12 protein-coding genes are annotated in these 23,456 nt (G+C 60.2%); 7 read left to right on the top strand and 5 right to left on the bottom strand.

Annotated features, from left to right (window positions below; all coding sequences use genetic code 11):
* Window positions 1-53: 53 nt before the first annotated feature.
* Window positions 54-2,666, bottom strand: coding sequence for a ComEC/Rec2 family competence protein (locus THTE_RS01695; RefSeq protein WP_095413807.1), 2,613 nt, complete (start codon window positions 2,664-2,666; stop codon window positions 54-56).
* 388 nt (window positions 2,667-3,054) lie between these two features.
* Here THTE_RS01695 and uvrA point away from each other — a divergent pair, with 388 nt between their 5' ends.
* Both uvrA and THTE_RS01685 read left to right on the top strand, forming a co-directional pair.
* Window positions 3,055-10,176, top strand: coding sequence for an excinuclease ABC subunit UvrA (uvrA, locus tag THTE_RS01690; RefSeq protein WP_095413806.1), 7,122 nt, complete (start codon window positions 3,055-3,057; stop codon window positions 10,174-10,176).
* A 110-nt stretch (window positions 10,177-10,286) separates the two neighbouring features.
* Window positions 10,287-10,955, top strand: coding sequence for a DOMON domain-containing protein (locus THTE_RS01685; protein WP_095413805.1), 669 nt, complete (start codon window positions 10,287-10,289; stop codon window positions 10,953-10,955).
* A gap of 463 nt (window positions 10,956-11,418) precedes the next feature.
* On the opposite strand, the gene THTE_RS01680 is transcribed toward THTE_RS01685, so the two are convergent.
* Complete coding sequence (locus tag THTE_RS01680; protein WP_168175768.1) at window positions 11,419-12,897, bottom strand: hypothetical protein; 1,479 nt, start codon at window positions 12,895-12,897, stop codon at window positions 11,419-11,421.
* Between the two features lie 553 nt (window positions 12,898-13,450).
* Here THTE_RS01680 and THTE_RS01675 point away from each other — a divergent pair.
* The 5 genes from THTE_RS01675 (at window position 13,451) to THTE_RS01650 (ending at window position 19,857) form a co-directional block, all read left to right on the top strand.
* Window positions 13,451-15,439 carry a S1 RNA-binding domain-containing protein gene (locus THTE_RS01675; protein WP_095413803.1) on the top strand — a complete coding sequence of 663 codons (1,989 nt, stop codon included), beginning with the start codon at window positions 13,451-13,453 and terminating at the stop codon, window positions 15,437-15,439.
* Window positions 15,440-15,458: 19 nt separating this feature from the next.
* The gene (gene lipA, locus THTE_RS01670; protein WP_237260180.1) at window positions 15,459-16,457 is read left to right on the top strand and encodes a lipoyl synthase; all 999 of its coding nucleotides are present in this window, start codon (window positions 15,459-15,461) and stop codon (window positions 16,455-16,457) included.
* Between the two features lie 123 nt (window positions 16,458-16,580).
* Window positions 16,581-17,855, top strand: coding sequence for a lipid-A-disaccharide synthase (lpxB, locus tag THTE_RS01665; protein ID WP_095413802.1), 1,275 nt, complete (start codon window positions 16,581-16,583; stop codon window positions 17,853-17,855).
* A 1,012-nt stretch (window positions 17,856-18,867) separates the two neighbouring features.
* Window positions 18,868-19,551: an FHA domain-containing protein gene (locus THTE_RS01655; RefSeq protein ID WP_095413800.1), complete on the top strand. Its 684-nt coding sequence runs from the start codon at window positions 18,868-18,870 to the stop codon at window positions 19,549-19,551.
* 24 nt (window positions 19,552-19,575) lie between these two features.
* Window positions 19,576-19,857, top strand: a complete 282-nt coding sequence (locus THTE_RS01650; RefSeq protein WP_095413799.1) for a hypothetical protein — start codon at window positions 19,576-19,578, stop codon at window positions 19,855-19,857.
* A 62-nt stretch (window positions 19,858-19,919) separates the two neighbouring features.
* On the opposite strand, the gene THTE_RS01645 is transcribed toward THTE_RS01650, so the two are convergent.
* The 3 genes from THTE_RS01645 to THTE_RS01635 form a co-directional block, all read right to left on the bottom strand.
* On the bottom strand, window positions 19,920-21,500 hold the full coding sequence (locus tag THTE_RS01645) for a serine/threonine-protein kinase (RefSeq protein WP_257789936.1): 1,581 nt from the start codon (window positions 21,498-21,500) through the stop codon (window positions 19,920-19,922).
* Window positions 21,501-21,578: 78 nt separating this feature from the next.
* Window positions 21,579-22,163, bottom strand: coding sequence for a J domain-containing protein (locus THTE_RS01640; RefSeq protein ID WP_095413797.1), 585 nt, complete (start codon window positions 22,161-22,163; stop codon window positions 21,579-21,581).
* Window positions 22,164-22,203: 40 nt separating this feature from the next.
* Window positions 22,204-22,842 carry a 3-keto-disaccharide hydrolase gene (locus tag THTE_RS01635; protein ID WP_095413796.1) on the bottom strand — a complete coding sequence of 213 codons (639 nt, stop codon included), beginning with the start codon at window positions 22,840-22,842 and terminating at the stop codon, window positions 22,204-22,206.
* Window positions 22,843-23,456: the final 614 nt, after the last annotated feature.

Here is a 23,456-nt window from a genome sequence, read left to right as displayed (position 1 = left end):
GATCCTCATCGGCAGATGGGAGTCATGCACGGCGGGAAACCTCAACCATCGCGTTAAAAGGGAGTTTGCGCGGCAGATCGGAATCCACTTACCTGGCAGCGGCCATCAGGGGAGATGGTCACGGTGATGGCACCTGCCTCCGCCGTATGAAAGACCTTGGGAGCCGCTGGTGAGGCATTGCCCGGACGCGGAAGTTCCTCCGTGAAGCCATCTGTGTTGCTGAGGCTTGCCCAGCCCCCGCTGATGATCACGTACTCCGGGCGACACCACTGAACGAGTTCCTCCGGCCGGGACCGTGCCGTGCCATGATGCGGCGCCACAAGGACATCCGCGGAGATGGGGGGACGACTCAAGAGAGCCTCCAGGCCCGGCCCTTCAAGGTCTCCCGTCAGCAGGATTCGCTTGCCAGCGTACTCCAAACACAGCACCAGGCTGGCCGCATTGTCCGTTACACCCGCACAGTCGGTCGGGGGGTGAAGTACCGTTACGCGACAATCTCCCCAGCACCAGGTATCTCCGGCAGCGATCGTGCGCAGCGGTAATTTACGAGAGGCGATGAGTTCCTCGAGTGCCCGCACACCAGGTTCACGGCGGGCGGTCGCCTGAAACATCCTGGGTGTAACCGCCACCTGTTCCACCGCGAGGTAGCGGCGTAGATCCGGCAGACCGTTGTAGTGATCGAGGTCTGCGTGGGAGAGCAAGACTCCGTCGAGACGCCGCACCCCCCGGGTAAACAGCGTGCCGACCGCCGCCCATGCCGCCCGGTCGCCACCCCCCAGACTTCCCAGATCGTACAGCCAGACTTCTCCATTGGGGGCCTCTATGACGATTCCCAGACCGTGGCCCACGGAAAGAACCGTCATCCGCAAATCGTGGGAGTTTCGGGCGTCCTGAGCAGCGGGAAAGACGAGGAAGACAATTCCGCCCAGCAGCCATCCGCCAAGCCCCGTCCATGACAGCCGCGTCAGACGCCGCGTGGGTCCGCCGCTGCTAAGCAGAAGCAACATCCACCATCCATACACCCCGGCCACCCACCACGTCGGCGGTGCCGGCTGCCATGTATAGAGCGGAAAAGTGTGTTCCGCCTGCTGGATGAGCCAGCGACAACCGGTCAAACATGCGTCACACAACCACGCCAGCGGCCAAGCTCCGGCCGACCAAAGAGGGCCCACAAAAAGCAGGCCGAATCCCGAAGCCAGCGCGCCGGTCATGAGCGGGATGAGCACGGGCGTGAGCACCATCCCCAACGGGCTGATGATATGGAAGGAATGCCACACCAGCGGCCAGGACATCACCCAAATGCTCACCGTGACCACCAGGGTGGGAGTCAACCACTTCGAGAGAGCCTCAACCCAGGCAAAGCGTGGGGGGTTCGCGGAAGCGGGCAAATCCCTGTTCAGAGTCCCCACCGTGCCCGCAAAATATCGACGTCCCACCATGATGAGAACCGATGCCCCCAGGAAAGAAAGCTGGGGTCCCGGGCGAAAAAGAGCCGCCGGATTCCAGGTCAGAATCACCAGTGCCGCAAAAGCCAGCGCGTTCATGGACCAGAACGAATGATGGAACAGCGTCCCCAACAGGAGCACGCTGAACGTGGTGGCCGCGCGAATGGTGCTTGGCTGCCCCCCGCTGATCACCGCGTAAACGGCGATGACGACAAGAAGTGAGCCAATCCGCAAGCGATAGGGAACTCTAAGCGCCCAGAACACGGCATTGAAAACCCCGACCAGAATGGCCACGTGCAGCCCCGAGATGGCCAGGAGATGAATCGTGCCGGTTTGGAGCAGCGATCTTTCCAATTCGTCGGGAATTTCAGTCCGAAATCCGAGCAGGAGTGCCTGCGCGAGGGGCTCGTTTTCCGCGGAAAGATATTTTTTGAGCGTCTGAGCCGCGTGAAGCCGCCACCATCCCAGCAGCGTTTGGGGATTCCAAAAAGAGGCTGGGGCAAGCCGGGTGATGCACTCGGGATAGGGGACGGCCAATTCCGCCAGGATCCGGTCTTCGCGGCGGTAGGTGCGAAGATCGAAGCCACCCGGGTTCATGGGAGGAAATGCCCGCCGCAGTCGCCCGAACATCTGGAGGCTTTCGCCCGGCAAAAACCAAACCGGCATTTCCTGCACGTGCGGTTCGGCTTCCGAAGGCTGAGGACACGTCAGATAGACCAGCAGTCGGCCGGCGGCGGGCTGCCAGATCTGTCCACAGCGGACGGCCGTCACCCGCACGGTAAACCGCACAGCCGGTTGAGGTGCGAATAGCTCGAAAGGGGCGGCTTGGGGCCGGGCAAGGGCTTCCGGAACACTCGTCACCACCCCACGGAGGGCTACCGGCTGGGGCCAGTCACCGGCCATCAGGCCAACATCGCGGGGGGAAAAATACCGCCAGATTATGTGGTGTTCGGCGGCCCCGGCCAGGGCGAAAACGACCAGGAGGGCCCATCGGCTCACGCGGCTACTAAATCCCCACCACCACACGGCAATTAAACCCGCCACAGCCAGGATGGCATACCCGAGGAGGACGTCCTTAGAGCCGAGTTCTGGCGGGAAAGCCCAGCGATCCCATGCAATGCCGGCAGCAAAGGCCAGCGCCACCGGCACGAGCGGTTGAAACCAACCGGGCAGCCGTTGCGGGTTATCCTCCCTGGTCAGCATTTGCCCCATCGATGCCATGTCTCTCCAGGCTTCCGGCCACTCTTCTTTTTCTCTTCTTTCCCGCCAGCAAAAATTGCCTATCCCTCCACCAGCGCCTGTCCTATAATGAACGGTTCAGGGATACGAAAGGCCGTCGATGACCCCGCAGGATAACGCACCGGAAGCCGAGACACAACATTGAACGAGTCGCTCAAGGCTTCTGGAAGTGGGCTGATCCCGGCAGCAATGTGTTTTGATGGCCCAGACAAGACACCGCTGAACTGCACAGTGGACAAATTGCATCTGTTCTCACTTTGCATTTTTCTTTCTGTTGGGAGCTTCATTCACCGTGGTGGGCATGCCTACCGCGTTTGTCAGGATCACGGAAAACTGCAACTTTCATAAGCTAAGGATCGGGTGACAAAGCATGGCCGCTTCTGATATCGTCATCCAGGGGGCACGGGAGCACAATCTCCAGGCGATCAATCTCGTTCTCCCGCGGAACCAGCTCATTTGCTTCACAGGCGTGAGCGGCTCGGGAAAAAGCTCTCTCGCCTTTGATACCCTCTATGCCGAGGGGCAGCGCCGCTACGTGGAGAGCCTCTCCACCTTCGCCCGGCAGTTCATCGGCCAGATGGCCAAACCGAACGTGGATCGCATTGAGGGGCTGAGTCCCTCGATTTGCATTTCGCAGAAAACAGCCGGCTCCAACCCACGCTCGACCGTCGGCACGATCACCGAAATCTATGACTATCTCCGCATTCTTTATGCTCGAGCCGGTACCTGTTACTGTCCGCAGTGCGGGCAGAAGATTCAGGCCCAACCAAGGGACAAGATTATCGAGCAGATTTTGGAAACGGCTTCAGGACAGAGGGTGTACATTCTGGCCCCTCTTGTCCGCGGGCAAAAGGGTGAACATCGCAACCTCTTCGCCAGTTTGTTGCGGCAGGGATTTTCCCGGGCGCGAATCGACGGCGAGATCGTTCGCCTGGAGGAGGACCTGAGACTCCGGCGGCAGATGCGCCACGATATTGAACTTGTCGTCGATCGGCTGACGGTCTCCCCCGCCCAGAGAAGCCGGCTCGCCGAAGCTGTGGAGAACGCTCTCAAATTTTCAGAGGGGGAGGTCCTTCTCTGCGCAGACGAATCGGCTTCGGGTGAAGAAGGCGAGGACGATAAATCCCGGCGGGAACGAGCAGGCCGAATCATCGGCCATTTTTCTTCCCGCTACACCTGTCCGAATTGCCAAATCGGCTTCCCGCCTCCCAGTCCCCAGCTGTTCAGTTTCAACAGTCCGGAAGGGATGTGTCCGCAGTGCCAGGGGCTGGGGCGTATTCGGCAGCTCAATGTGGCCGCACTGTTAACGAATCCACGGCGATCCATTCAGCAGGGATGTTTTGAGTTTTTGGGTAAATGGCGTTCGGCACCGACGCCGGTTCGGACTCTCCTTCGGCGCATGGCCGAGTGGCTCGAGACACGGTGCCAGTTGGAGCCGGGTACGGTCCTGGAGACGGCCTGGGAGGAGCTTCCGCCCTTTGCCCAGAATGTCCTCATGTACGGAGTGGACGCTCTTTGGGACGACCGAGACTTACTGGCAGACTTCGCCGCATACTGCTGGGAGGCGACCGGAATTGCCGACGTGGCCGAGTTTCTTCTCGAAAGCGGTGGACTGAGCGCCGAGCATCGCCGGCAGGTGGAACAGGCCTACGGCCTGGTGCCGTGCTTCACTTGTGGGGGCTCGCGCCTGCGTCCATTAGGCCGGGCTGTCCGACTCCGGACCACCCATCCCCACTTTGCGGACGCGCCGGAAAAGTCGCTTCCCGAGGTCTGCGCGCTTCCTATTTCCGAGGCGCGATTATTCTTTACGGAATTGGAGCTGGACGCCATTGGCCAGAAGATCGCCGAGGAACCGCTCAAGGAGATCCGCAGTCGATTGGAGTTTCTGGGCAACGTGGGGCTGGATTATCTCACGCTGGACCGCTCGGCCCCTACACTCTCCGGCGGCGAAATGCAGCGGATTCGCCTGGCGGGGCAAATCGGCTCAGGGCTGGTGGGCGTAACCTACATTCTCGATGAGCCTTCAATCGGGCTGCATCCCCGCGACAACGATCGCCTGCTCGCAACCCTCGCGCGACTCCGCGATCAGGGCAATACCGTGGTGGTTGTGGAGCATGACGAGGACACGATGCGCGCGGCGGACTGCATCGTGGACTTCGGGCCGGGACCTGGCAGTCGGGGCGGTCGGGTGGTGGCCATGGGCGACTTTGAAGAGGTCATCAAAGTCCCGGAAAGCCTCACCGGCCAGTACCTTTCTGGTCGTAGGGCAATCCCGATCCCCACGCAGCGGAGGTCCCCGACTGAGAAAAAACTCGTTATCCGCGGCGCGCGTCACAACAACCTCAAGAATATCGATGTGGAAATCCCGCTCGGGTTGTTCGTGTGTGTGACGGGTGTCTCTGGGTCCGGAAAAAGCTCCCTGGTCAGCGACATTCTGGTCGAGGCCCTGAATATCCAACTGAACGGCGGAACAGGCAATCCCGGCGCGTTCGACAGCATCGAGGGATTGGAATACCTGGACAAAATGATCGCCATCGACCAGTCGCCGATCGGGCGGACGCCGCGTTCCAATCCCGCCACCTACATCAAGGTGTTTGACGATATCCGGAAATTATTTGCCGACTTGCCCGAGTCCCGGCTGCGGGGCTACAAACCGGGCCGATTCAGTTTCAATGTGCCGGGTGGTCGGTGCGAATCCTGCGAGGGCAACGGGGCCACCAAACTGGAGATGGATTTTCTGGCTGACATCTGGGTGACCTGTCCCGTCTGCGAGGGGAAACGTTTCAACCGGCAGACACTCCAGATCCGCTACAAAGGCAAAAACATTGCCGATGTCCTGGAGATGGACGTTCGAGAAGCGCTCGAGCTTTTCGAGAACATCCCACCCATCCGGCATAAATTGGAGACGCTTCAGGCCGTCGGGCTGGATTACATGAAGCTCGGCCAGCCCTCACCCACGCTTTCCGGCGGTGAGGCCCAGCGGATCAAACTGGCGCGGGAGTTGACCAAACGCAGCACTGGCAAGACGATTTACATCCTCGACGAGCCCACCACTGGACTGCACTTTGCCGATATTGAGCTGCTCCTCAAGGTCCTGCACAGCTTTGTGGATGCAGGCAACACCGTGATTGTTGTGGAGCACAATCTGGAAGTCATCAAAACCGCGGACTGGATTATTGACCTCGGGCCGGAGGGCGGCGATGCCGGTGGATATATTGTGGCCACCGGGACGCCTGAAGAGGTGGCCCAAGTGGAGGCGTCCCATACAGGCCGCTTCCTGCGTCACGTTCTGGCCGGGCATACCCTGCCGGCAATGAACGGGAAGAGCAAGGAACGCGAGGAATTTTTCCGCAGTTTGAAGGCCCGTACCCGCAAAGCCAAGCCCATCCGCGCGATCACCATCCGCGGTGCCCGCCAGCACAATCTCAAAGGTATTAACGTGGAAATCCCACGGGATCAACTCACCGTGTGCTGTGGGCGGAGCGGCTCAGGGAAAAGCTCCCTGGCCATGGATACGGTGTATGCGGAGGGGCAGCGTCGCTATGTGGAAAGCCTCAGCACCTATGCCCGGCAATTCGTCAGCCAGATGCAAAAGCCCAAGGTCGATCATGTGGAAGGGCTTTCCCCGGCGATTGCCATCGAACAAAAGCACGCCGCCAACACGCCGCGTTCCACGGTGGGCACGGTCACCGAAATCTACGATTACTTCCGCGTCCTCATGGCCCGACTGGGTCAGCCCTACTGCCCCCAGTGTGGAATTCCTGTGGGGAGCCAGGCGGCCGATCAGATCATCGCCAAGGTGATGGCCCATCCCGAGGGCACACGCCTCTTTCTCCTTGCGCCGCTCGATCTCCGCGATGGCGGCGATGTGGATCAGTTATGGGATGAGCTGCGTCGCGGGGGATTCACCCGGGTTCGCGTGGACGGCATCATCCACAGTTTGGACGATCCCCCCCGGATTGACCGCCGCCGTCAGCACGCGGTGGAGGTGGTGGTGGACCGCGTTGTCATTCGCCCGGACCAGCGCGACCGCATCGCCGGGAGCGTGGAGATGGCGCTGTCGCTGGGCGACGGCGTCATGATCGTCCTTTATCCCAACGACCGAACGCCAGAACAGTTCTGGAAAACGGTGCGGCACAGCCAGCACTTCGCCTGTGAAAAGTGCGGTCGCAGTTTCGAGCCGCTGTCGCCCAATCATTTCTCCTTCAACAGTCCCCTGGGATGGTGTCCTGGGTGCGAGGGGCTGGGCAAGGAAGTCGGCGCCGATCCTGCCGCGCTTGTCCTCAATCCCAAAGCGACCCTTCGCGAACAGGCCCTGGCCATCTGGCCGACCAGCGACGAACCGCTTTCCCGGGCGGTGGTGGAAACCTTGTGCCGGGAGACAGGCATTCCCCTCGACGTGCCGTGGGAAGAGCTCTCCGGCATTGCCCGGCGACTGATCTTCCACGGAACGGGTGAGCGATGGTTCGACGTGTGGCAGGAAGATTACGAACGAATCCGACGCGAAATGCGCGGCGAGAAGTTGGACGAAACGCCATCCGGCGACGACACGGCCGAGGGTCGGCGGATTCTTCTGCGGTTCCAATACAAGGGACTGTATCCCACGCTGGAAACAGTGACCGCAACCTCACCCCGGTTGCGCGCGGCGTTTCAGGACATTGTGGCCGAGACCGAGTGTACTCTTTGTGGTGGCAGTCGGCTGCGGGACGACGCGGCGGCCGTCCGCTTCCGGAACCGTACCATCGACGAGTGGTGTCGGTTGCCACTGGGACGGCTCCTTGAGGAGGTCCGCTCGTGGCAGCTCACGCCCCGGGAACAGGAAATCGCCGGGGACATCGTGCGGGAAATCGCCAGCCGCGTGCAGTTTCTGGTGGACGTGGGGCTCGATTATCTGACCCTTGCCCGGTCGGCCCCCACGTTGTCCGGCGGAGAATCGCAGCGTATCCGTCTTGCCGCGCAGGTGGGAAGCGGTCTGTGCGGCGTCCTCTATGTGCTGGATGAGCCGACCATTGGTCTCCATCCTCGGGACAACCATCGCCTGCTCGCTGCTTTGCGCAAATTGCGTGATCTGGGAAATACGCTCCTGGTTGTGGAACACGACCGGGAGGTCATCCAGGCGGCGGATCACCTGCTGGATTTTGGTCCCGAGGCGGGCGACAAAGGGGGCGAGATCGTCGCTCAGGGGCGACCGACGCGGGTTGCTCGCAGCCGCGCGTCCGTCACCGGCCCGTACCTCTCTGGCAAAAAGGCGATTTTTACGCCCAGCAACCGGCGAATGCCGTCCTGGTGGCCGGGCGAACCCGGCTCACTCGTTCAGGAATCCGTGCCCGGCCAGTCCGTGTGGCGAGCGTTTCGCACACCGGGCGGCGGCTGGTTGGAGGTCCACGGAGCACGCCACAACAATCTCAAGAACATCAGCGTGGCCATTCCCCTGGGGACCTTCACCGTTATTACCGGTGTAAGTGGCAGCGGTAAAAGCTCGCTGGTGGAAGACGTCCTCTATTCCGCTCTTGCGCGGCATCTCCACCGTGCCAACACCATCCCTGGAGAATTTGATCGCCTTCAGGGCGTGGAACTGATCAACAAGGTCATCCGTGTCGATCAGCAGCCGCTCGGTCAGACCCCCACGTCCACCCCCGCCACTTATACCGGTGTGTTCGACAAGATTCGCGATTTGTTTGCCCAATTACCGGAAGCTAAACGTCGCGGTTTCACCCGACGGCGGTTCAGCTTTAATGTGCCCGGCGGCCGGTGCGAGAAATGCGAAGGCGCCGGACAGATCAAAATCGAAATGCATTTCCTGCCGGACGTCTGGGTGGAATGCGACGCCTGCCATGGTCGGCGGTACGACGCGGAAACCCTCGCCGTGACATACCACGGAAAGTCAATCTCCGATGTCCTTGACATGCCCTGCGAGGATGCCCTCGAACTGTTCAAAAACATCCCCGAGATCCGCCGCATTCTCCAGGTGCTCTGTGACGTGGGGCTAGGGTATCTCAAACTGGGTCAACCGGCCAACACGCTCTCCGGGGGTGAGGCCCAACGTGTCAAACTGGCGGCGGAACTGGCGCGACCGGACACCGGACGAACGCTCTACCTCCTGGACGAGCCTACCACCGGCCTGCACTTTGACGATCTCTCCCGCCTCCTCGATGTCCTCCAGCGGCTGGTTGATCTGGGGAACACAGTGGTGGTCATCGAGCACAATCTGGACGTCATCAAGTCGGCCGACTGGATCATCGATCTCGGTCCCGAAGCGGGTGAACAAGGAGGATATGTTGTGGTGGCGGGCACGCCGGAAGATGTGGTCGCCTACGCTCGCTGGTGGCAGCGCGAAAAGGGCCAGGCAACACAGGAAGCCCTCCATGGAAAATCAGGAGCGTCAACGACGCAGCCGCCGTGGCGATCCTACACCGGAGAAGTGCTGGCGTCGGTCCTGGAGAACAGTCCCCGCAAAGAACGCAAGCCGTATGATCCGTACAAGGACCATCTGCTTCCCCTGCATTCACCGGAAACCGAACCCGGCTTGACCAACGTCAAGAGCCCATGGGAAATAGATGGCCGTTCCTGGCATCTCACTCGGTCATCCGCATTGAATGGAAGGCCTATTCGATGGGATCGGGCCATCCTGGAACGACTCATACAATTTCTGGAAAACCACCGGTCGACGCTGGTGGTCGACTATTCCACTCAGAATGTCATCGAGGTCCGCGCTCGACGATTGCGGGGACCGTGGTTCATGCATATTTACACGGGGGACGATTTGCAGCTCCGCCTGCGGATCCGAACAGGCCGGGGTGCCACCAAAATACTCACCAGTTCCCCCAGTGTTCGCCCTGTCCGGCGAACCGTTCCGGAGGCTCCCTCGCCATTTCTGAAGCTCTACGAACCACCGCAGGAAGAACCGCCGCTCCCACCGCCTTCTCTCGCAACCAGGCAGCACGGCGTCTGGTGCGAGATCGATCTTCGGGTGAGCGAATTGGCGTCGCTGGATGAAATCAACTTTTGGGACTTCCTGGCGCCTGCCATGCGGAACTACCAATCTCTCTGCAGTACCGAGAGCGCACGCACCATCAAGTACGATTTGATTTGGCATCTCGCCCAAAAGGGTATCACAGGGCGGCTGTTAGGTTGGCGACCTGAACTGCTTGGCCAGATTGTTGGTGGGATCAAAAAGGCCGTGCCCGAGGTGGCGATTGACCCTAACCATAAGAGCATGATCATGCTCCGGCTTGGCCCCTCACAGCAAACTTGGGCGGTCATATACACCAAAAAATCCGAGGGACTGTGGCTGGTGATTCGCGCTTCCAAGAATCGGTTTCCCCTCGGCAGGTTGCGCACTCTCTGGTACGAAGTGAAAATCGACGGCACCCGTCCCGGAGAGGATCGAATCCGATTCTTTTTCACCGGAACTAAACTGACCAATGCATCGGCGCTCGGCAAATTCTTCCGCGAAGCCGCCGATGCCTTCATCGCGGAATTCATGGAATGACGGTGTCGCCGTGTCGCTCCCGATGAAAGAATCGTGTCACCATTGACACATGCCAACCCGAGAGGATTCACCAGAAGAAAGAGGCCATCACCTGATGAGGAACCATCACCATGGCCAGTGATAAACGTGCTTTGCTTTCCATTCCTTCCCGGGCGCTGTTTCAATTCGCGGTGCCCTGCCGTCATTGCGCGACCCTGTGGGACCGGGATGGCGCGAATTTGGATGAATCCTATCGCTTGCCCAACCTGGCAGGGCTGGAAGGGACAACTCCCCCGTTGGAAGTTCGTGCGGGCTGGAATGAGGACGGATTGGCATTGCGGTTCCACATTTTTGACCTTCAGATAGGTCCCCGGGCAAAGCGGATGGTTCATGCCGCCCAGTGGATCCACGTGTGGATCGACACCCGCGCGGTCCACGATGTCCACCGTGCCACACGGTACTGCCACCGTTTTGTGTTGCTGGCCAACGTGGCGAGCAACCAGGCCCTTGAGGCGAAGATGGCGTGGGTGGGTATTCCTCGGGCAAAAGAGGCTCCGAGTCCGCCGCCCCCGAGAAGCTTGAAGTCTCTCGTCCGGGAATACACGGACGGCTATTGCGTGGACATGCTCTTTTTGAAAGATGCCCTGACAGGCTACGATCCGCGCGAATATCCCCGTTTGGGGTTCAACTATGCGGTGTGCGATCTGGCCCGTGATCGCGAATTCGTGTTTACGGCTGGCAGGCCGCTGCCCTACGATGAAGACCCCAGCCTCTGGGCAACATTGGAACTGGTGCCGTGAAAAGGGACGGACGACTGCTCGTCCGGCAATTTCAACGTGTGTCACAGTGTGGTAGGGGCCATTCATGAATTGCCCCTACCGTTTAACTCGCAACTGAGCCGAGCACGCGGTGCCCGGTCGGTGAAGTGCAGTCGCCAAAGGTTGGAATGTGGAGCTGAGACGCAGCTCGCTCTGAGAAAGCCTTCGGAGGGGCACGCTTGTCGTCCCCGGCTCCACATATGGAGTGCGGGGCTTTAGCCCCGCTTTCGGCGAGGGACTTCAGTCCCCGGTGAAACGCGGTGGAGGCTCGAATCTTAAACGGCGGACCTGACAAGCAGGTCCCTCCGACAAAGCGGACGTGACAAAGTACGTCCCTCCGGAATGAGTCCGACTCCCGTGCCGCTTCACCCAGGTCCGTGTCCCTTTCCAGCGGCCGAGGAAAAGGAATGATAAGCCGGGGGCAAGTGGCGTTATCGGCTACCTGTCACGTCGTGCTGCCGCTAGCTGAGGGGGTAGGAGCCGGCGGCTGAGGCGGTGCAGCAGGCGGGGCACCGCTTCCCGGCTGTGACGGCGTGCCCGAACCCGCCCCTCCGTTTTCCAGCGGAGCGGGGCCAGGAACGGGCTTTTCCGGCGCACGCTGCGTCTCACGAGGGAGCGTCGGCTGCTGGTCGGCCGGGCTTGGGGATTGGCCGGAAGTACTCGGCGCCGGTGTCGGCTGAGAGGGAACGGTCGTGCTCGGCGCGACTGTTGTGCTCGGCACCGGGCAAAGATCCACCGGGACCAGGCAGGGATCCACCGGCACCCGGCAAACGACCGTCCGCGGGCGGTAGCACGTGTAGGTCACCGGCACATATTTCTGCACCGTGCGGGGAACCGTGACCGTTTGCTCTTCCGCGACCATGCGACACACCTGCACCGGTATCTGTTCGACACGTTCTTCCGTCACCCATTTGTACGTGGTGACGGGGATCTGACGAACCTGTTCCTCCGCCACCATGCGACAGACCTGGACGGGGACTTTCTTTTCCACCCGCTCCACCACCGGCCGCATCACAGTGATCGGAATCTTGCGGATCTGCTCTTCCTCAACCATGCGGCAGACCTGGACGGGCACCTTTCGCCGGACTTCCTGAGGCTGATAAGTCACCACTTCCACCGGAACCTGCTCCGTCACCACCTTGGCCACGTACTGCGTCTCGGGGACCACCTGGGCCACGATGTTGGGTTGCCATACCTTGCGGAATTCGTACCGACCGCGATTGTTGGGCACCCAGTACAGTCCGCCGGGCTGCCAGGTGACAGCGCCGGTCACGGGGTCCACCACTGGCTGACCGGCCTGCCAGGTCAACCGATTCGCGAACAACCCCGGTTTCAGGACGAGCTGGTCCACATATTGCCCCTGGTCCACGTACTGCGTCCTGTAGGTGACCACCGGCTCCATGACCGTGCGGTACTGGGTGCGATACACGATCTGGCGGACCGGTTGCATCACGGTGTAACATTCTTCCCTTTCCTGGGTTTCCCAAACGGGTTTGAGGACCTTCACCCGCTCTTCCCGCTCCGCCGTCTCCTGCACGTAACGGATGACGTTGTAGCTCTCGTCGCGATACTCTGTCTCCCATACGGGCTTATAGACCGTGACCCGTTCCTCGCGAACGCTGGTTTCCGCCACCGGCCGACTGACCGTGTAACGCCGCTCGCGGTATTCCGTCTCCCAAACCGGTTTATAGGTCACCACCTTACGCTGTTCATACTGCGTTTCGCATTCCAGGCGATAGGAAGTGACCTGGACCGGCTCGTACACGGTCTGATAGACGAGCCGGTAGCTTGTTCCTTCGCAGGGCGAAATGACTGCCGAGCTTGTAACGACCTGACCGAAACCTACGGAAAATCCCGCCCAGGCAAGGCCCACCGCCGTGATCACGGGAACCAAACGCCGTGTCAGATAAATCGCGGCATTCATTCTTTCACCTCGTGCGAACAAATCGGAAGACTCTGGGATCTCCCCTCGGAGTCTGATCTTCATTCCCTCTTGCTTAATGCTCATCTACGAAATGGACACCGTCATCGTGGACGACTACCAGCTCCGGCGCACAGGATGGCCGGGACACGTCCCTACTCAATTTTGGGCTGTAATTCGCGGGATGCAAACGCTCAACCTGGCAAAATTTAACGCCTTCTGGCGCAAGTTTTGTTGTAGAAAGACAATCTGACGCAAAGATTTTTTCAAGTTTGGGGCCGCTCGTGCCGACCAAGATGGCAACAACCCCTTCAGGGGGGATCTACCGTACCCTCGTTTATTCTTCCTGGTCCGCTCAACTTGGCGTCCTTGTCTCCGCGTTTTTTGCGAGACTGCCCCAGCATCCAGGCTGCTCCAGCGTCGGGAAAGCCGTTCCGCCACATCACACCTGGAGTGAGCTTTCTTTTAGCCGTACAATAAGAGCATAGGTTACAAACCGGCCTTTGGTCGGCGTAGGACGCGTGTTGTTTGACGCTGGCAGTTCCGAGCAATTTCCATGAGTTACGATCCGCACGACCCTCTCCCCCATTCTGGTGACGGTTTGGGTGATTCACGGAAACACGACGCGCCAGGTGGTGACCAGGGGAATCAGCCCCCGTCCGAAAGCTCGACGGAAACGGCTGCTACCGATCAGGCCACCACTAGCGGTGCATCGTCGGGGGAAAACACGGCGTCTTCGAATCGTCCGCGGATTCTCATTGGCTCGCAACGGGACCCGGCTGCCTATCGTCCGCGGCCTGGCAAGCCCGTGACCCCGGCACGGCCGCGACCGTCCCTCCCAGAAACCACTCGCCCTGGCCGTCTGACGGGACCACCCGCAGGTGCGTCAGCCGGGGAGAAGAGTTCACCAGAAAGCAGCCCGCAACCAGCCCAGGAACAGGTACTGGCTGGCGATGCGGTCGCTAACGCCGATGTCGTCCGCGATGCCGCGGCGATCTCGGAGCCGCTGCAAGGCCTTGGCGTGCCGTCTCGAGAGGCGGACGTTGCCGCATCTGGCAATGCCAAGACCGGGACGTTCACGCCATCTGATCAGTCCCCGGGCGGAAAGCTCACCGCAACCGAGGAGAGACCAGCACGCGTCTTTTCAGCCCTGCCGGATTTCCCCGAGGATGAAGCGGAAGAAGAGCGTCCCGAAAAAATCCTCGCCAGTGAGATCGACCAACTCCGGCAGCAGGTGCGGGACTCGGCGCAGATTCTCACGCGGGAGGCAGTCCAGGACCTGTTCAACCGCCGGGCAGGATTGCCGCCTGATCTGGAAAAGGAATTTGCCGAAGCCCTCGGCGATGTCGCGGTGGAACAGCTCATTACCGAAACCGCCAGCAAGGTGAAGGTGGGCCAGCTTGAGCCGGAGTCCCGCCACGTGGGGAAAGTGCTGGCCGTGCGCGGCGAGAATGTGTTTGTGGAGTTGGGCCTCCGCGAACAGGGGATTGTGCCGCTCAAGTTGTTCCGCGAACCGCCTCAAGTTGGGCAGTCCGTGGAAGTCCGCGTCGTTCGCTTCGTGCCCGAAGAGGGGGTCTATGAACTCGTCCTGCCGGCTGCCGCGGCCGATGTTGCCGACTGGGCCGACCTGAGCGAGGGCATGCTCGTGGAAGCGCGGGTGACGGGCGTCAATCAGGGCGGACTGGAATGCGAGGTCAATCGCATTCGCGGATTCATTCCCATCAGCCAGATTGACATCTTCCGCGTGGAAAAGCCGGAAGAATATGTTGGCCAGTCGTTTACCTGCGTGGTACTGGAAGCGGACCCGCAACGCAAAAATCTGGTGCTCAGCCGTCGCGCTGTGCTGGAACGGGAGCGGGAACAAGCCCAGCGACTATTGTGGGATTCACTGACGCCAGGCCAGATCCGCGACGGTGTCGTGCGGCGACTTACGGAGTTTGGGGCTTTTGTCGATCTCGGGGGCGTGGATGGGTTGCTGCACATCAGCCAGATCGCCTGGGGACGGATCAAGCATCCCAGTGAGGTCCTCCGCGAAGGCCAGACCATCAAGGTCCGCATCGACAAAGTCGATCGCGAAAACCAGCGGATCAGCCTGGGCTACCGCGATCTGCTCTACAACCCTTGGGAGGACGCGGACAAGAAATACGTCCCGCAATCGCTCTGGAAAGGCCGCGTCACGCGGATTATGGATTTCGGCGCTTTTGTGGAGCTGGAACCGGGGGTGGAAGGACTCGTGCACATTTCGGAGCTTTCCACCAAGCGTGTGTCCCGGGTAAGGGACGTGGTCAAAGAGGGGGACGAGGTGGATGTTGTGGTGCTGGCTTTTGATCCGCAGGAGAAAAAGATCAGCCTGTCCATCCGGGCGGCGATGAAAATGAAAGAGCCGGAGCCCACGCCACAACCGGAAAGCGCCGAGACCAGTACGCAGACCGCCGAACCTGCCGCTCCGCCACCGCCACCCAAGAAGCAGAAGCCGCCCAAGCCGCTCAAGGGTGGTCTGGGAAGTAGCCCCGGCCAGAGTCTGCTCGACCTGCTGAAAAAATGATCGGGAGTCAATCCACGCAGTGACATCCATTCAGCTCCCTATTGTGACCAGTGAATCTTGCGAGGAGGCGGCAAACCTCAGCCGTCGCGGTTTGCCTCGCTGGCTGAAGCGTCACGTTCCCAAGGGCAACGGCAATCATTTCACCGCCCGACTGGTGGAAACGCTGGGCCTGGTCACGGTGTGTGAGCATGCCAAATGCCCCAATCGGATGGAGTGCTACGCCCGGCGCACCGCGACGTTCATGATCATGGGCGAAGTCTGCACGCGGCGGTGCGGATTCTGTGCGGTGAAAAAAGGAAAAACGCAACCGCTCGATCCTACGGAACCCCACCGCGTCGCCCAGGCCGCTGCCACTCTGGGACTCAAACATGTCGTCATCACCTGCGTCACCCGGGATGATCTCCCGGATGGTGGCGCCGCCCATTTTGTGCGGACGATCGAGGCCGTGCGTGCCGTCACCCAGGCGACAATCGAAGTTTTGCCCTCTGACTTTCATGGGCGGTGGGAGTCTGTAGCAACCGTCGCGGCGGCCAGGCCGGATGTTTACAATCACAACACCGAGACCGTCCCCCGGCTTTACGCCACAGTTCGCGGACGCAAGGCCAATTACCGCTGGACGCTCGAAATGTTCCGGCGTCTCAAGCGGGAATTCCCCGGCCTGTGTACCAAGTCGGGCTTGATGGTGGGCCTGGGAGAGACCTACCAGGAACTTCTCGACACTTTCGCCGATCTGGTAGCGGTGGGCGTGGATATCCTCACTGTAGGCCAGTATCTCCAGCCCACCCCTCAGAATCTTCCCGTGGTCCGATATTACCATCCCGAGGAATTCGATCACCTGGCGGAAATGGCACGGCGCATCGGCTTCAAGGAGGTTTACAGCGGTCCATTTGTGCGGTCCAGTTATCACGCGGGAGAGGTGTTCGCGCATGTCCAGAAGGCGGTTCCGGCACCCCGCAATTCAGCCAGCGTTTCCGGCGTGACGCCTCAGGTTGGTGGGGCCGACCGGTCCCGGTGTTAAAGGTGATGCACCCATTCGGCGATGTGCGGGAAAATTTAGGCCCCGCCCGATTTGACGCACCATGGATTTGCTCCCTGCGTGAGAATGCGGCCAAATCGGAAATGAAGCGGCAAGGAGGCGTCCATGACGCACAGAATTTTTTTCTCAGCGGGGGAACCAAGCGGCGACCAGCACGGCGCGGCCCTCATCACAGCGCTCCGCCTTAGACTTTCTGAAATTACTCTCGTGGGCTTCGGCGGAGCACGGATGGCCCAGGCCGGGTGCCACCTTCTCGCTGATCTGACCTCCCATGCCGTGATGGGATTCCTGCGCCCGATAGTTCAGCTCCATCATTTTTACCGCTTCTATCGCCAGGCCATTGCAGAAATGGAGCACCATCGGCCGGACGCGGTCGTGCTTATCGACTATCCTGGATTCAACTGGCATTTGGCTAGGGCCGCCAAAAGCCGGGGGATTCCCGTCTTTTTCTACGGGCCGCCGCAAATTTGGGCCTGGGCGCGCTGGCGGGTGCGGAAGATGCGTCGCTGGGTTGACCATGCCCTCTGCTGGTTGCCTTTTGAGCAACACTGGCTTGCTGCCCGCGGCTGCTCCGCAACCTATGTGGGACATCCGTTTTTCGACGAGTGCGCCACTGCCGTGCGCGATCCCGGGCTGGTGACACAACTAACGGCTGATCCCCGTCCTTTACTCACCATCCTGCCGGGTTCCCGCGATCAGGAGGTCCACGCCAACGGACGATCCATGCTGAAAGTGGCCGCCCGTCTGCGGCAACAAATTCCCAACCTCCGGGTGGCCGTCGCAGCATTTCGACCGCACCAGGCCGAGCTCATGAAAGGCTGGGCCCACCAGCTCGATGCTCCCGCGCTCGTGCTGGCCGGAAAAACGCCGGAATTAATTCACTCGGCCACGTGCTGCCTGGCCGTCTCCGGGTCGGTTTCCCTGGAGCTTCTCTATCACGAAAAGCCCTCCGTCATTCTCTACCGGATCAGTCCCCTGGCTGCTCGCATCGAGAGATTCGTTCGTCGCGTGAAATACATCACGCTGGTCAATCTTCTCTATCATGGAGGTGCTCAGGCTGCCGAGATTGCCCCCGAGGATGCCACCACGCCACCCCCCACCGACGCCCTTTTTCCCGAATTCCTTACCGCGCGTGATGTAACAGCGGAAATCTGCCGGCGGCTTGCCATCTGGCTGACCGACGCCGAAGAAAGAGAAAGAGTTGTCGCCGTGCTGCGGGAACTGAAAAGATCCCTTGGCTGGGAGGGGGCCGTCGATCGCGCGGCCGACTGGCTTGTTCGGCAGCTCGCTCGACCGCAATGCGAGTCACCTGAGATTTGCCCACACTCTTCATTTGCATTACACAAAAGCGCCATGGCCGCGGGTTCACGCGGCGGGTGATCAGCGGGGACAAACAGTGTCCCGACAAGAAATGGGCTGTGGGCGAAGTTGCCAAGATGTGGAGGGCAAGGCTTTAGCCCCGTTTTCGGCGCGGGACTTCAGTCCCCGCCGAAAGGTAATGGATGGTCGAACTTCAAACGGCGGACCGAAACGCGAGCAAATTGGGGTGGTTCGTCCAAGGCGGACAAGCGGACCTGACGAGCAGGGCCCTCCGAGTAATCGTTCGGAGGGGCACGCTCGTCGTGCCCGCAGAACGGCAATGGATTATCCGTGATAGGAAAGCGGACCTGACAAGCAGGTCCCTCCGAAACAGTTCCGCCGAGAAAGGGTTTTCCGAAAAATCGGAGGGGCACGCTTGTCGTGCCCGGTGAAGGGGTATGGGTCATCAATCGGTATCGATCGGACCCGACAAGCGGGTCCCTCCGTATGGGGTAGGGGCAATTCATGAATTGCCCCTACCGAAACCAGGCTTGGCCAGGGTCCATGTGTTGTCGGGCCGATTCGTGAATCGGCCCGACCGGTTATTGTCGTTCCATCTGCACCGACGGAAGGTTGTGAAGGCTAAAGCCTTCACGGAAAAGCGGCGATGAATCGCCGCACTCCACATTAATCGCACTCCGCATTATGCGTGTGGTGCCTCGATGCACGTTGGTAGGACAAAGAAACTTTCCCGGGGACTTTGACTTGCACGGACGGTTTTGTTACCATGATAGAGGGATGGAAGTTTTGACCTCGTTTTCACTGTTCGCCGACGCAGGTTTCGGCTGGGAAGCAGGAGGTCTGTGGAGAGACGGAGCTTTGGGATCCGGCCGACGCCGACGAGAGGTGAAACGGGACCGTTAACTTCGGAAGTGCAGGGCGATAGCCGGTAAAGGCGAGAGGTTGGGAAATTGGTGTTGGGGGGACCCGGAGCCTGATCCGTTCCGGGGCAGCGATCTGGCTCATCACGGTCCGAAGTGCTTCGGTTCCTGGCAGCTTGTCTGCCGAATGTCTCTCAAATAGGCGTGTGGCGATGGAAGTCAGATTAGAAGTCGCAAACGGCAAGTACGCCGGAAGATCCGTTCGGGTGACCGGCCCTAAGTTCTTCATCGGTCGGGGTGAGGATTGCCAGCTTCGTCCGGCCAGCGACCTGGTCAGCCGCCATCACTGTGTCATCATCACCGAAGGTGATTATGTGGCGGTGCGAGATCTGGGCTCCAAAAACGGGACCTACGTCAACGGCCAGCGTGTGCGGACGGAGATGCAACTCCGGGATGGAGATCGCCTCCTGGTGGGCGTGCTGGAATTCATCGTGCGGCTGGGCGAGGGGGCCAAGGTGAAGCCTAAAGTGGAATCCGTCCGGGAAGCAGCAGCGCGGGCGGCATCCGCCAGCTCGACGGAGTTCGATGTCGAGCAATGGCTGAGCGACGAGGAAGCTCCAACCGAGGGTGCTTCCCACGCGGAAACGCGAACCATTCAGATCGACCAGCCCAAGGATACGGCAGAACCCACGCCGGCCCCGCACCACGGCCCGGAAAAGCCCGTCGATGAGGAGACTCGCCAGGCCCTGGCTAGTCTCTTCAACGAAGAGAATCAAGGTCAGAGCGGCGACGTTCCGAAGAAACAAGGGGATTCAGGTAAATTCCAGAAGCCCAAGCCCCAGGATACCCGTCAAGCTGCTGCCAACGTATTGAAAGCGTTTTTCCGAAAGACCTGAGGCAAAACCTCCCGGGGGTGCACAGTGGCCGACGAAGCCCATCACAATCAGGACAAGAAAAAGATCGCCGGTCTGTTGGGGATTGGTCTCGACAATGACGATGGCCAGACCCGGATCACGCGGGGGAAGAATTTCGTCCTCTGGGGTGGGAGTAAAGACACCCACGCGGTGATGCAGGAGACGGCCATCAAGGTCAACGAGCGTCTCGAGCAGAGCGGCAAGCGCTTGGAAGACGTGTCGCTGCGAGAACTTCGTGACATCATTCACGATGTGACGGAGTCGATCGGCATCAAGCGGTCAGAGTGATCCCCGCTCAAACGGGCGACTACAATCCCCGGCGGAGTGACCGCCGGGTTATTTTTGCGCTTTCACGGTCGGTTTTCTGCGTTTTCGCTGCCGTTCTGAAGACTCTTCAGCCACGAATCCCATTCCTGCGCCGTAATGGGACCCAGCTTTTCCCGCGTCGTGGTGATCGCGTAGTCCACCAATCGTCGCATGAGCGGATCGCGCAAATGATCACGCATCGGCCAAAGCTGATTGAGGGCGTCGGCGGCTTCTCTGTAGCGCTTTTGCAGGACATAGACCCCTGCTATCCCGGCCAGGCCGAAGGCCCGAAGTTCCGGTTCAGAATCCCCCATTGCGGCGAGCTCCTGAAAGAGGCGAAGGGCCTCTTCCAGGCGATCTTCCCGAAGGTAAATTTGGGCCAGTCGCATTTTAGCCCGCGACGTCCAGTAAACCTTGTCGGGGAAATACTCGATGACGGCGCGCCACGCTTCTTCCGTCCCCAACTGGCTGGCGTGCAGCCACTGCCCGAAAATTGTGTCATATTTGGGAACATTCAGGCGTGGTGGGCTTGTGGTTTCCGCGAGAAGAGGCGGCTCGTGGATGCGGTAATAACCGACCAAAAGTCCCACCCCCATTGCAAGCGCCCAGAATCCTGCCAGCGCCGCAGCCCAAATCCACCTTCGGTTTTTGGCGGGCGGAGGCGCTGCCTTCATCGCCTCTTCCAACTGGCGAATGGCAGGCGTGCTCAGGGCAACCGACCACTCTCCCGTTTCAAGATCGGGAAGTTCCTCTGGCCAGCTTTCTCCAACGTATTCAGCGTATATTTTGCGAAGCTCCGCAAGGAGCGCCTTGGGAGAAGCAAACCGCTTCTCCGGTTCCTTGGCCAGCATCCGATGAATCACCTGACAGAGCGCCCGGGGAAGATCCGGCCGCTTGTTTTCCAGCGGCTCGGGTTCTCTGGTGAGGTGCATCACCCCCACCACCATGGCGTTATCGCCCTTGAATGGGGGCTCGCCGGTGAGCAGTTGATAGCACGTCACACCGAAAGAATAGATGTCACTGCGAATATCCAGCGGCTTGCCCTGGATCTGTTCCGGGCTCATGTACAGGGGCGTGCCCATCGTCATCCCCACCCGAGTGAGCTCCAGGCCCTGCTCTGTCGGTCTGACTCGGGCGAGTCCAAAGTCTGCAACCTTGACCTCGAGATTGCGGGTGATAAGGATGTTTTCCGGTTTGATGTCCCGATGGACGATCCCTTCTTCGGCTGCCTTGGCGAGGGCCGCCGCCACCTGCCGCATGATGATGAGCGCTGTTCGCAACTCGGCGGGACCATTCTTCTGGAGCCATTGCCGGAGGTTAACCCCCGGCACATACTCCATCGCGATGTAGTGGATATCGTCCTCTGAGCCGACTTCAAAGATTTGCACAATATTGGCGTGGACGAGTTTCGCGGCCGCCTGAGCTTCCCGACGGAATCGCTCCAGATAGGTGGAATCGCTGGCCAGTTCCGGCCGAAGAACCTTCAGCGCCACCTGCCGACGGAGGGAAATTTGCTCGGCCAGATAGACATCCGCCATTGCGCCCACACCGAGGCGCCGCAGAACCCGGAAGTCTCCAACAGTTTGCCCGGAAAGGTCTCGCGAAGGTGAAGGGAATCGGGCCACAGGTCACGCCCTTTCGTGCGGCAAAGACTCACCAATCCGCGCCGTCATCTGCCATCTATTCTACACTCAAGGGGAAGCTCACATGCCGAGCAATTCTTTCCGAAAAATCACCAGAATGGCCAGCACGCAGACCAGCAGAAAGAGGACTCCCAGTCCCAATGCCACCGCGGGGTCTTTCCAGATGTCCCGGCGACGGCGTCTCAAGAGGACGGTAACCGGGACACGCTCTGCAGGAATGCCCACCGCTGGTTGCGGCGCGGACATGTCTGGAGAAGAAAAAGAAGTGATCGGATTCTCGGCTCCCAGCCCCGCAAATGAGGGCTCCTGAGGAAGCGGCTGCGCCACCGGAAGCGGTAACGGCACGCCACGCCGTTGCAATTCGAAAAACAACCGTTGGTCGTACTCTCGTTTGCGGACCGGATCGAGCAGACACACCCGGGCAGCGGCCAGCTCATTGAGAATTCGCTGGCACGCATCGGCGTACTTTCCCGCTTGGAAACGCCGTACATGACCGATCTGGCGGTCGGCGGCATTGATGATCACGTCGGGATCGCCTTCAAACAGCGGAATCCCCAGCAGCCGATAATAGTTCGGCGGCTGTTCTTCCGGCGGGATGCCCAACCATTTGCGGTAGGGATCGAACGGCGGTTCGTTCGTGGTCATTGGTGAGGCTGCGAAATCCGTTCCGCCCACATCGCGCAGGCTACGGAAGCTCTTTGATGCGGATGTTGCGGAACTCCACTTTCATTGGCGGCCCGGCGTGTAACTGGAGAGCGATGATACCTTCTTTAGCGCCTTCGGGACTCTTCTCCTCGTAATCCACCGTGGTGAAGCCGTTCAACTCTAACCGAATCCGCGGACCGTCGCAGGTGATGGTGTATTCATTCCAGTCGCCGGGCTTGACGTGTTTTGCCACTTCCTCGGGATTCACATCGGCGAGGATGCCCCGACCCCGCTCCTCGTAGAGGATCCCCGTGTAGCGCTTTTCGGCGATGTCCGCCTGATAACCGGCGACGATGAAATCGTCCAGACGTTTGCTGCGAATTTGCACGCCGGAATTGTGGTTTCGCAGGCGGAACTCCAATTTGAGAATGAAGTTCTTGTACGTCTTTGTCGTACAGAGGAAGGTGTTGTGGGGAGTTCGCGTTTCGTCGGTACTCCCCACGATCACGCCGTCCTGAACCGACCAGAACCGGGGATCCCCCTCCCAACCGGCAAGGGTCTTACCGTCAAACAGCGGCTTGAAGCCTTCTTCCTCTGCTGCTCTAACAGCCGCCGATCGCAAGCCGAACAGTGCAATTAATACCACCGGCCAAACAGCGACATACGGGTTCTTCCTCATGGTCGGTCTCCTCGAAGCAAAGGCACACCGCGATTATGGGCAGTCTTAGGCCCGGTAGGTCGCACTCCGCGGAAGCGCAGGAAGGCGGGCACACCTCCCTTGCCCAGAATACCATCGCCGGACAGGCAACTCAAGCGCCCAGGACGTTGAGTGCACACCACGTGTCTTCTGTTGCTGGAAAGGACTCTCGGTGGGCCCCTGATAGGGGGCAATTCACGAATTGACCCTACAACATCGGAGGGATGTGCTCGTCAGGTCCGGATATTGGAGGGACCTGCTTGTTGGGTCCGCTGAATACCGATGGATCACCCATCCCTCCTCACCGGGCACGACGAGCGTGCCCCTCCGACCTTTCGGAGGGACCTGCTTGTCAGGTCCGCTTGTCGGAGGGACGTGCCTGTCACGTCCGCCGCCCAACGTTCGATCGTCCATTGGCGTTCACCGGGGACTGAAGTCCCGCGCGGAAAGGGGGGCTAAAGCCCCGCACTCCATGGAGTGCGGCGATTCATCGCCGCTTTTTGATGAAGGCTTTAGCCTTCACCACCTCGGCGTTTGCGGTGTTTGGCGCGGCCGCGAAAGCGGGGCCCTGGAAGGGGCCATTCATGAATTGACCC

The organism is Thermogutta terrifontis (assembly GCF_002277955.1).
GTDB lineage: Bacteria > Planctomycetota > Planctomycetia > Pirellulales > Thermoguttaceae > Thermogutta > Thermogutta terrifontis.
This window is presented reverse-complemented; position numbering and strand designations above follow the sequence as displayed.

Bases quoted from the DNA above. Each gene is read 5' to 3' on its own strand.
- uvrA (WP_095413806.1), top strand. From the start codon at position 3,055: ATGGCCGCTTCTGATATCGTCATCCAGGGGGCACGGGAGCACAATCTC.
- THTE_RS01695 (WP_095413807.1), bottom strand. From the start codon at position 2,666: ATGGCATCGATGGGGCAAATGCTGACCAGGGAGGATAACCCGCAACGG.
- THTE_RS01640 (WP_095413797.1), bottom strand. From the start codon at position 22,163: ATGACCACGAACGAACCGCCGTTCGATCCCTACCGCAAATGGTTGGGC.
- THTE_RS01675 (WP_095413803.1), top strand. From the start codon at position 13,451: ATGAGTTACGATCCGCACGACCCTCTCCCCCATTCTGGTGACGGTTTG.
- lpxB (WP_095413802.1), top strand. From the start codon at position 16,581: ATGACGCACAGAATTTTTTTCTCAGCGGGGGAACCAAGCGGCGACCAG.
- THTE_RS01655 (WP_095413800.1), top strand. From the start codon at position 18,868: ATGGAAGTCAGATTAGAAGTCGCAAACGGCAAGTACGCCGGAAGATCC.
- THTE_RS01685 (WP_095413805.1), top strand. From the start codon at position 10,287: ATGGCCAGTGATAAACGTGCTTTGCTTTCCATTCCTTCCCGGGCGCTG.
- THTE_RS01635 (WP_095413796.1), bottom strand. From the start codon at position 22,842: ATGAGGAAGAACCCGTATGTCGCTGTTTGGCCGGTGGTATTAATTGCA.
- THTE_RS01680 (WP_168175768.1), bottom strand. From the start codon at position 12,897: ATGAATGCCGCGATTTATCTGACACGGCGTTTGGTTCCCGTGATCACG.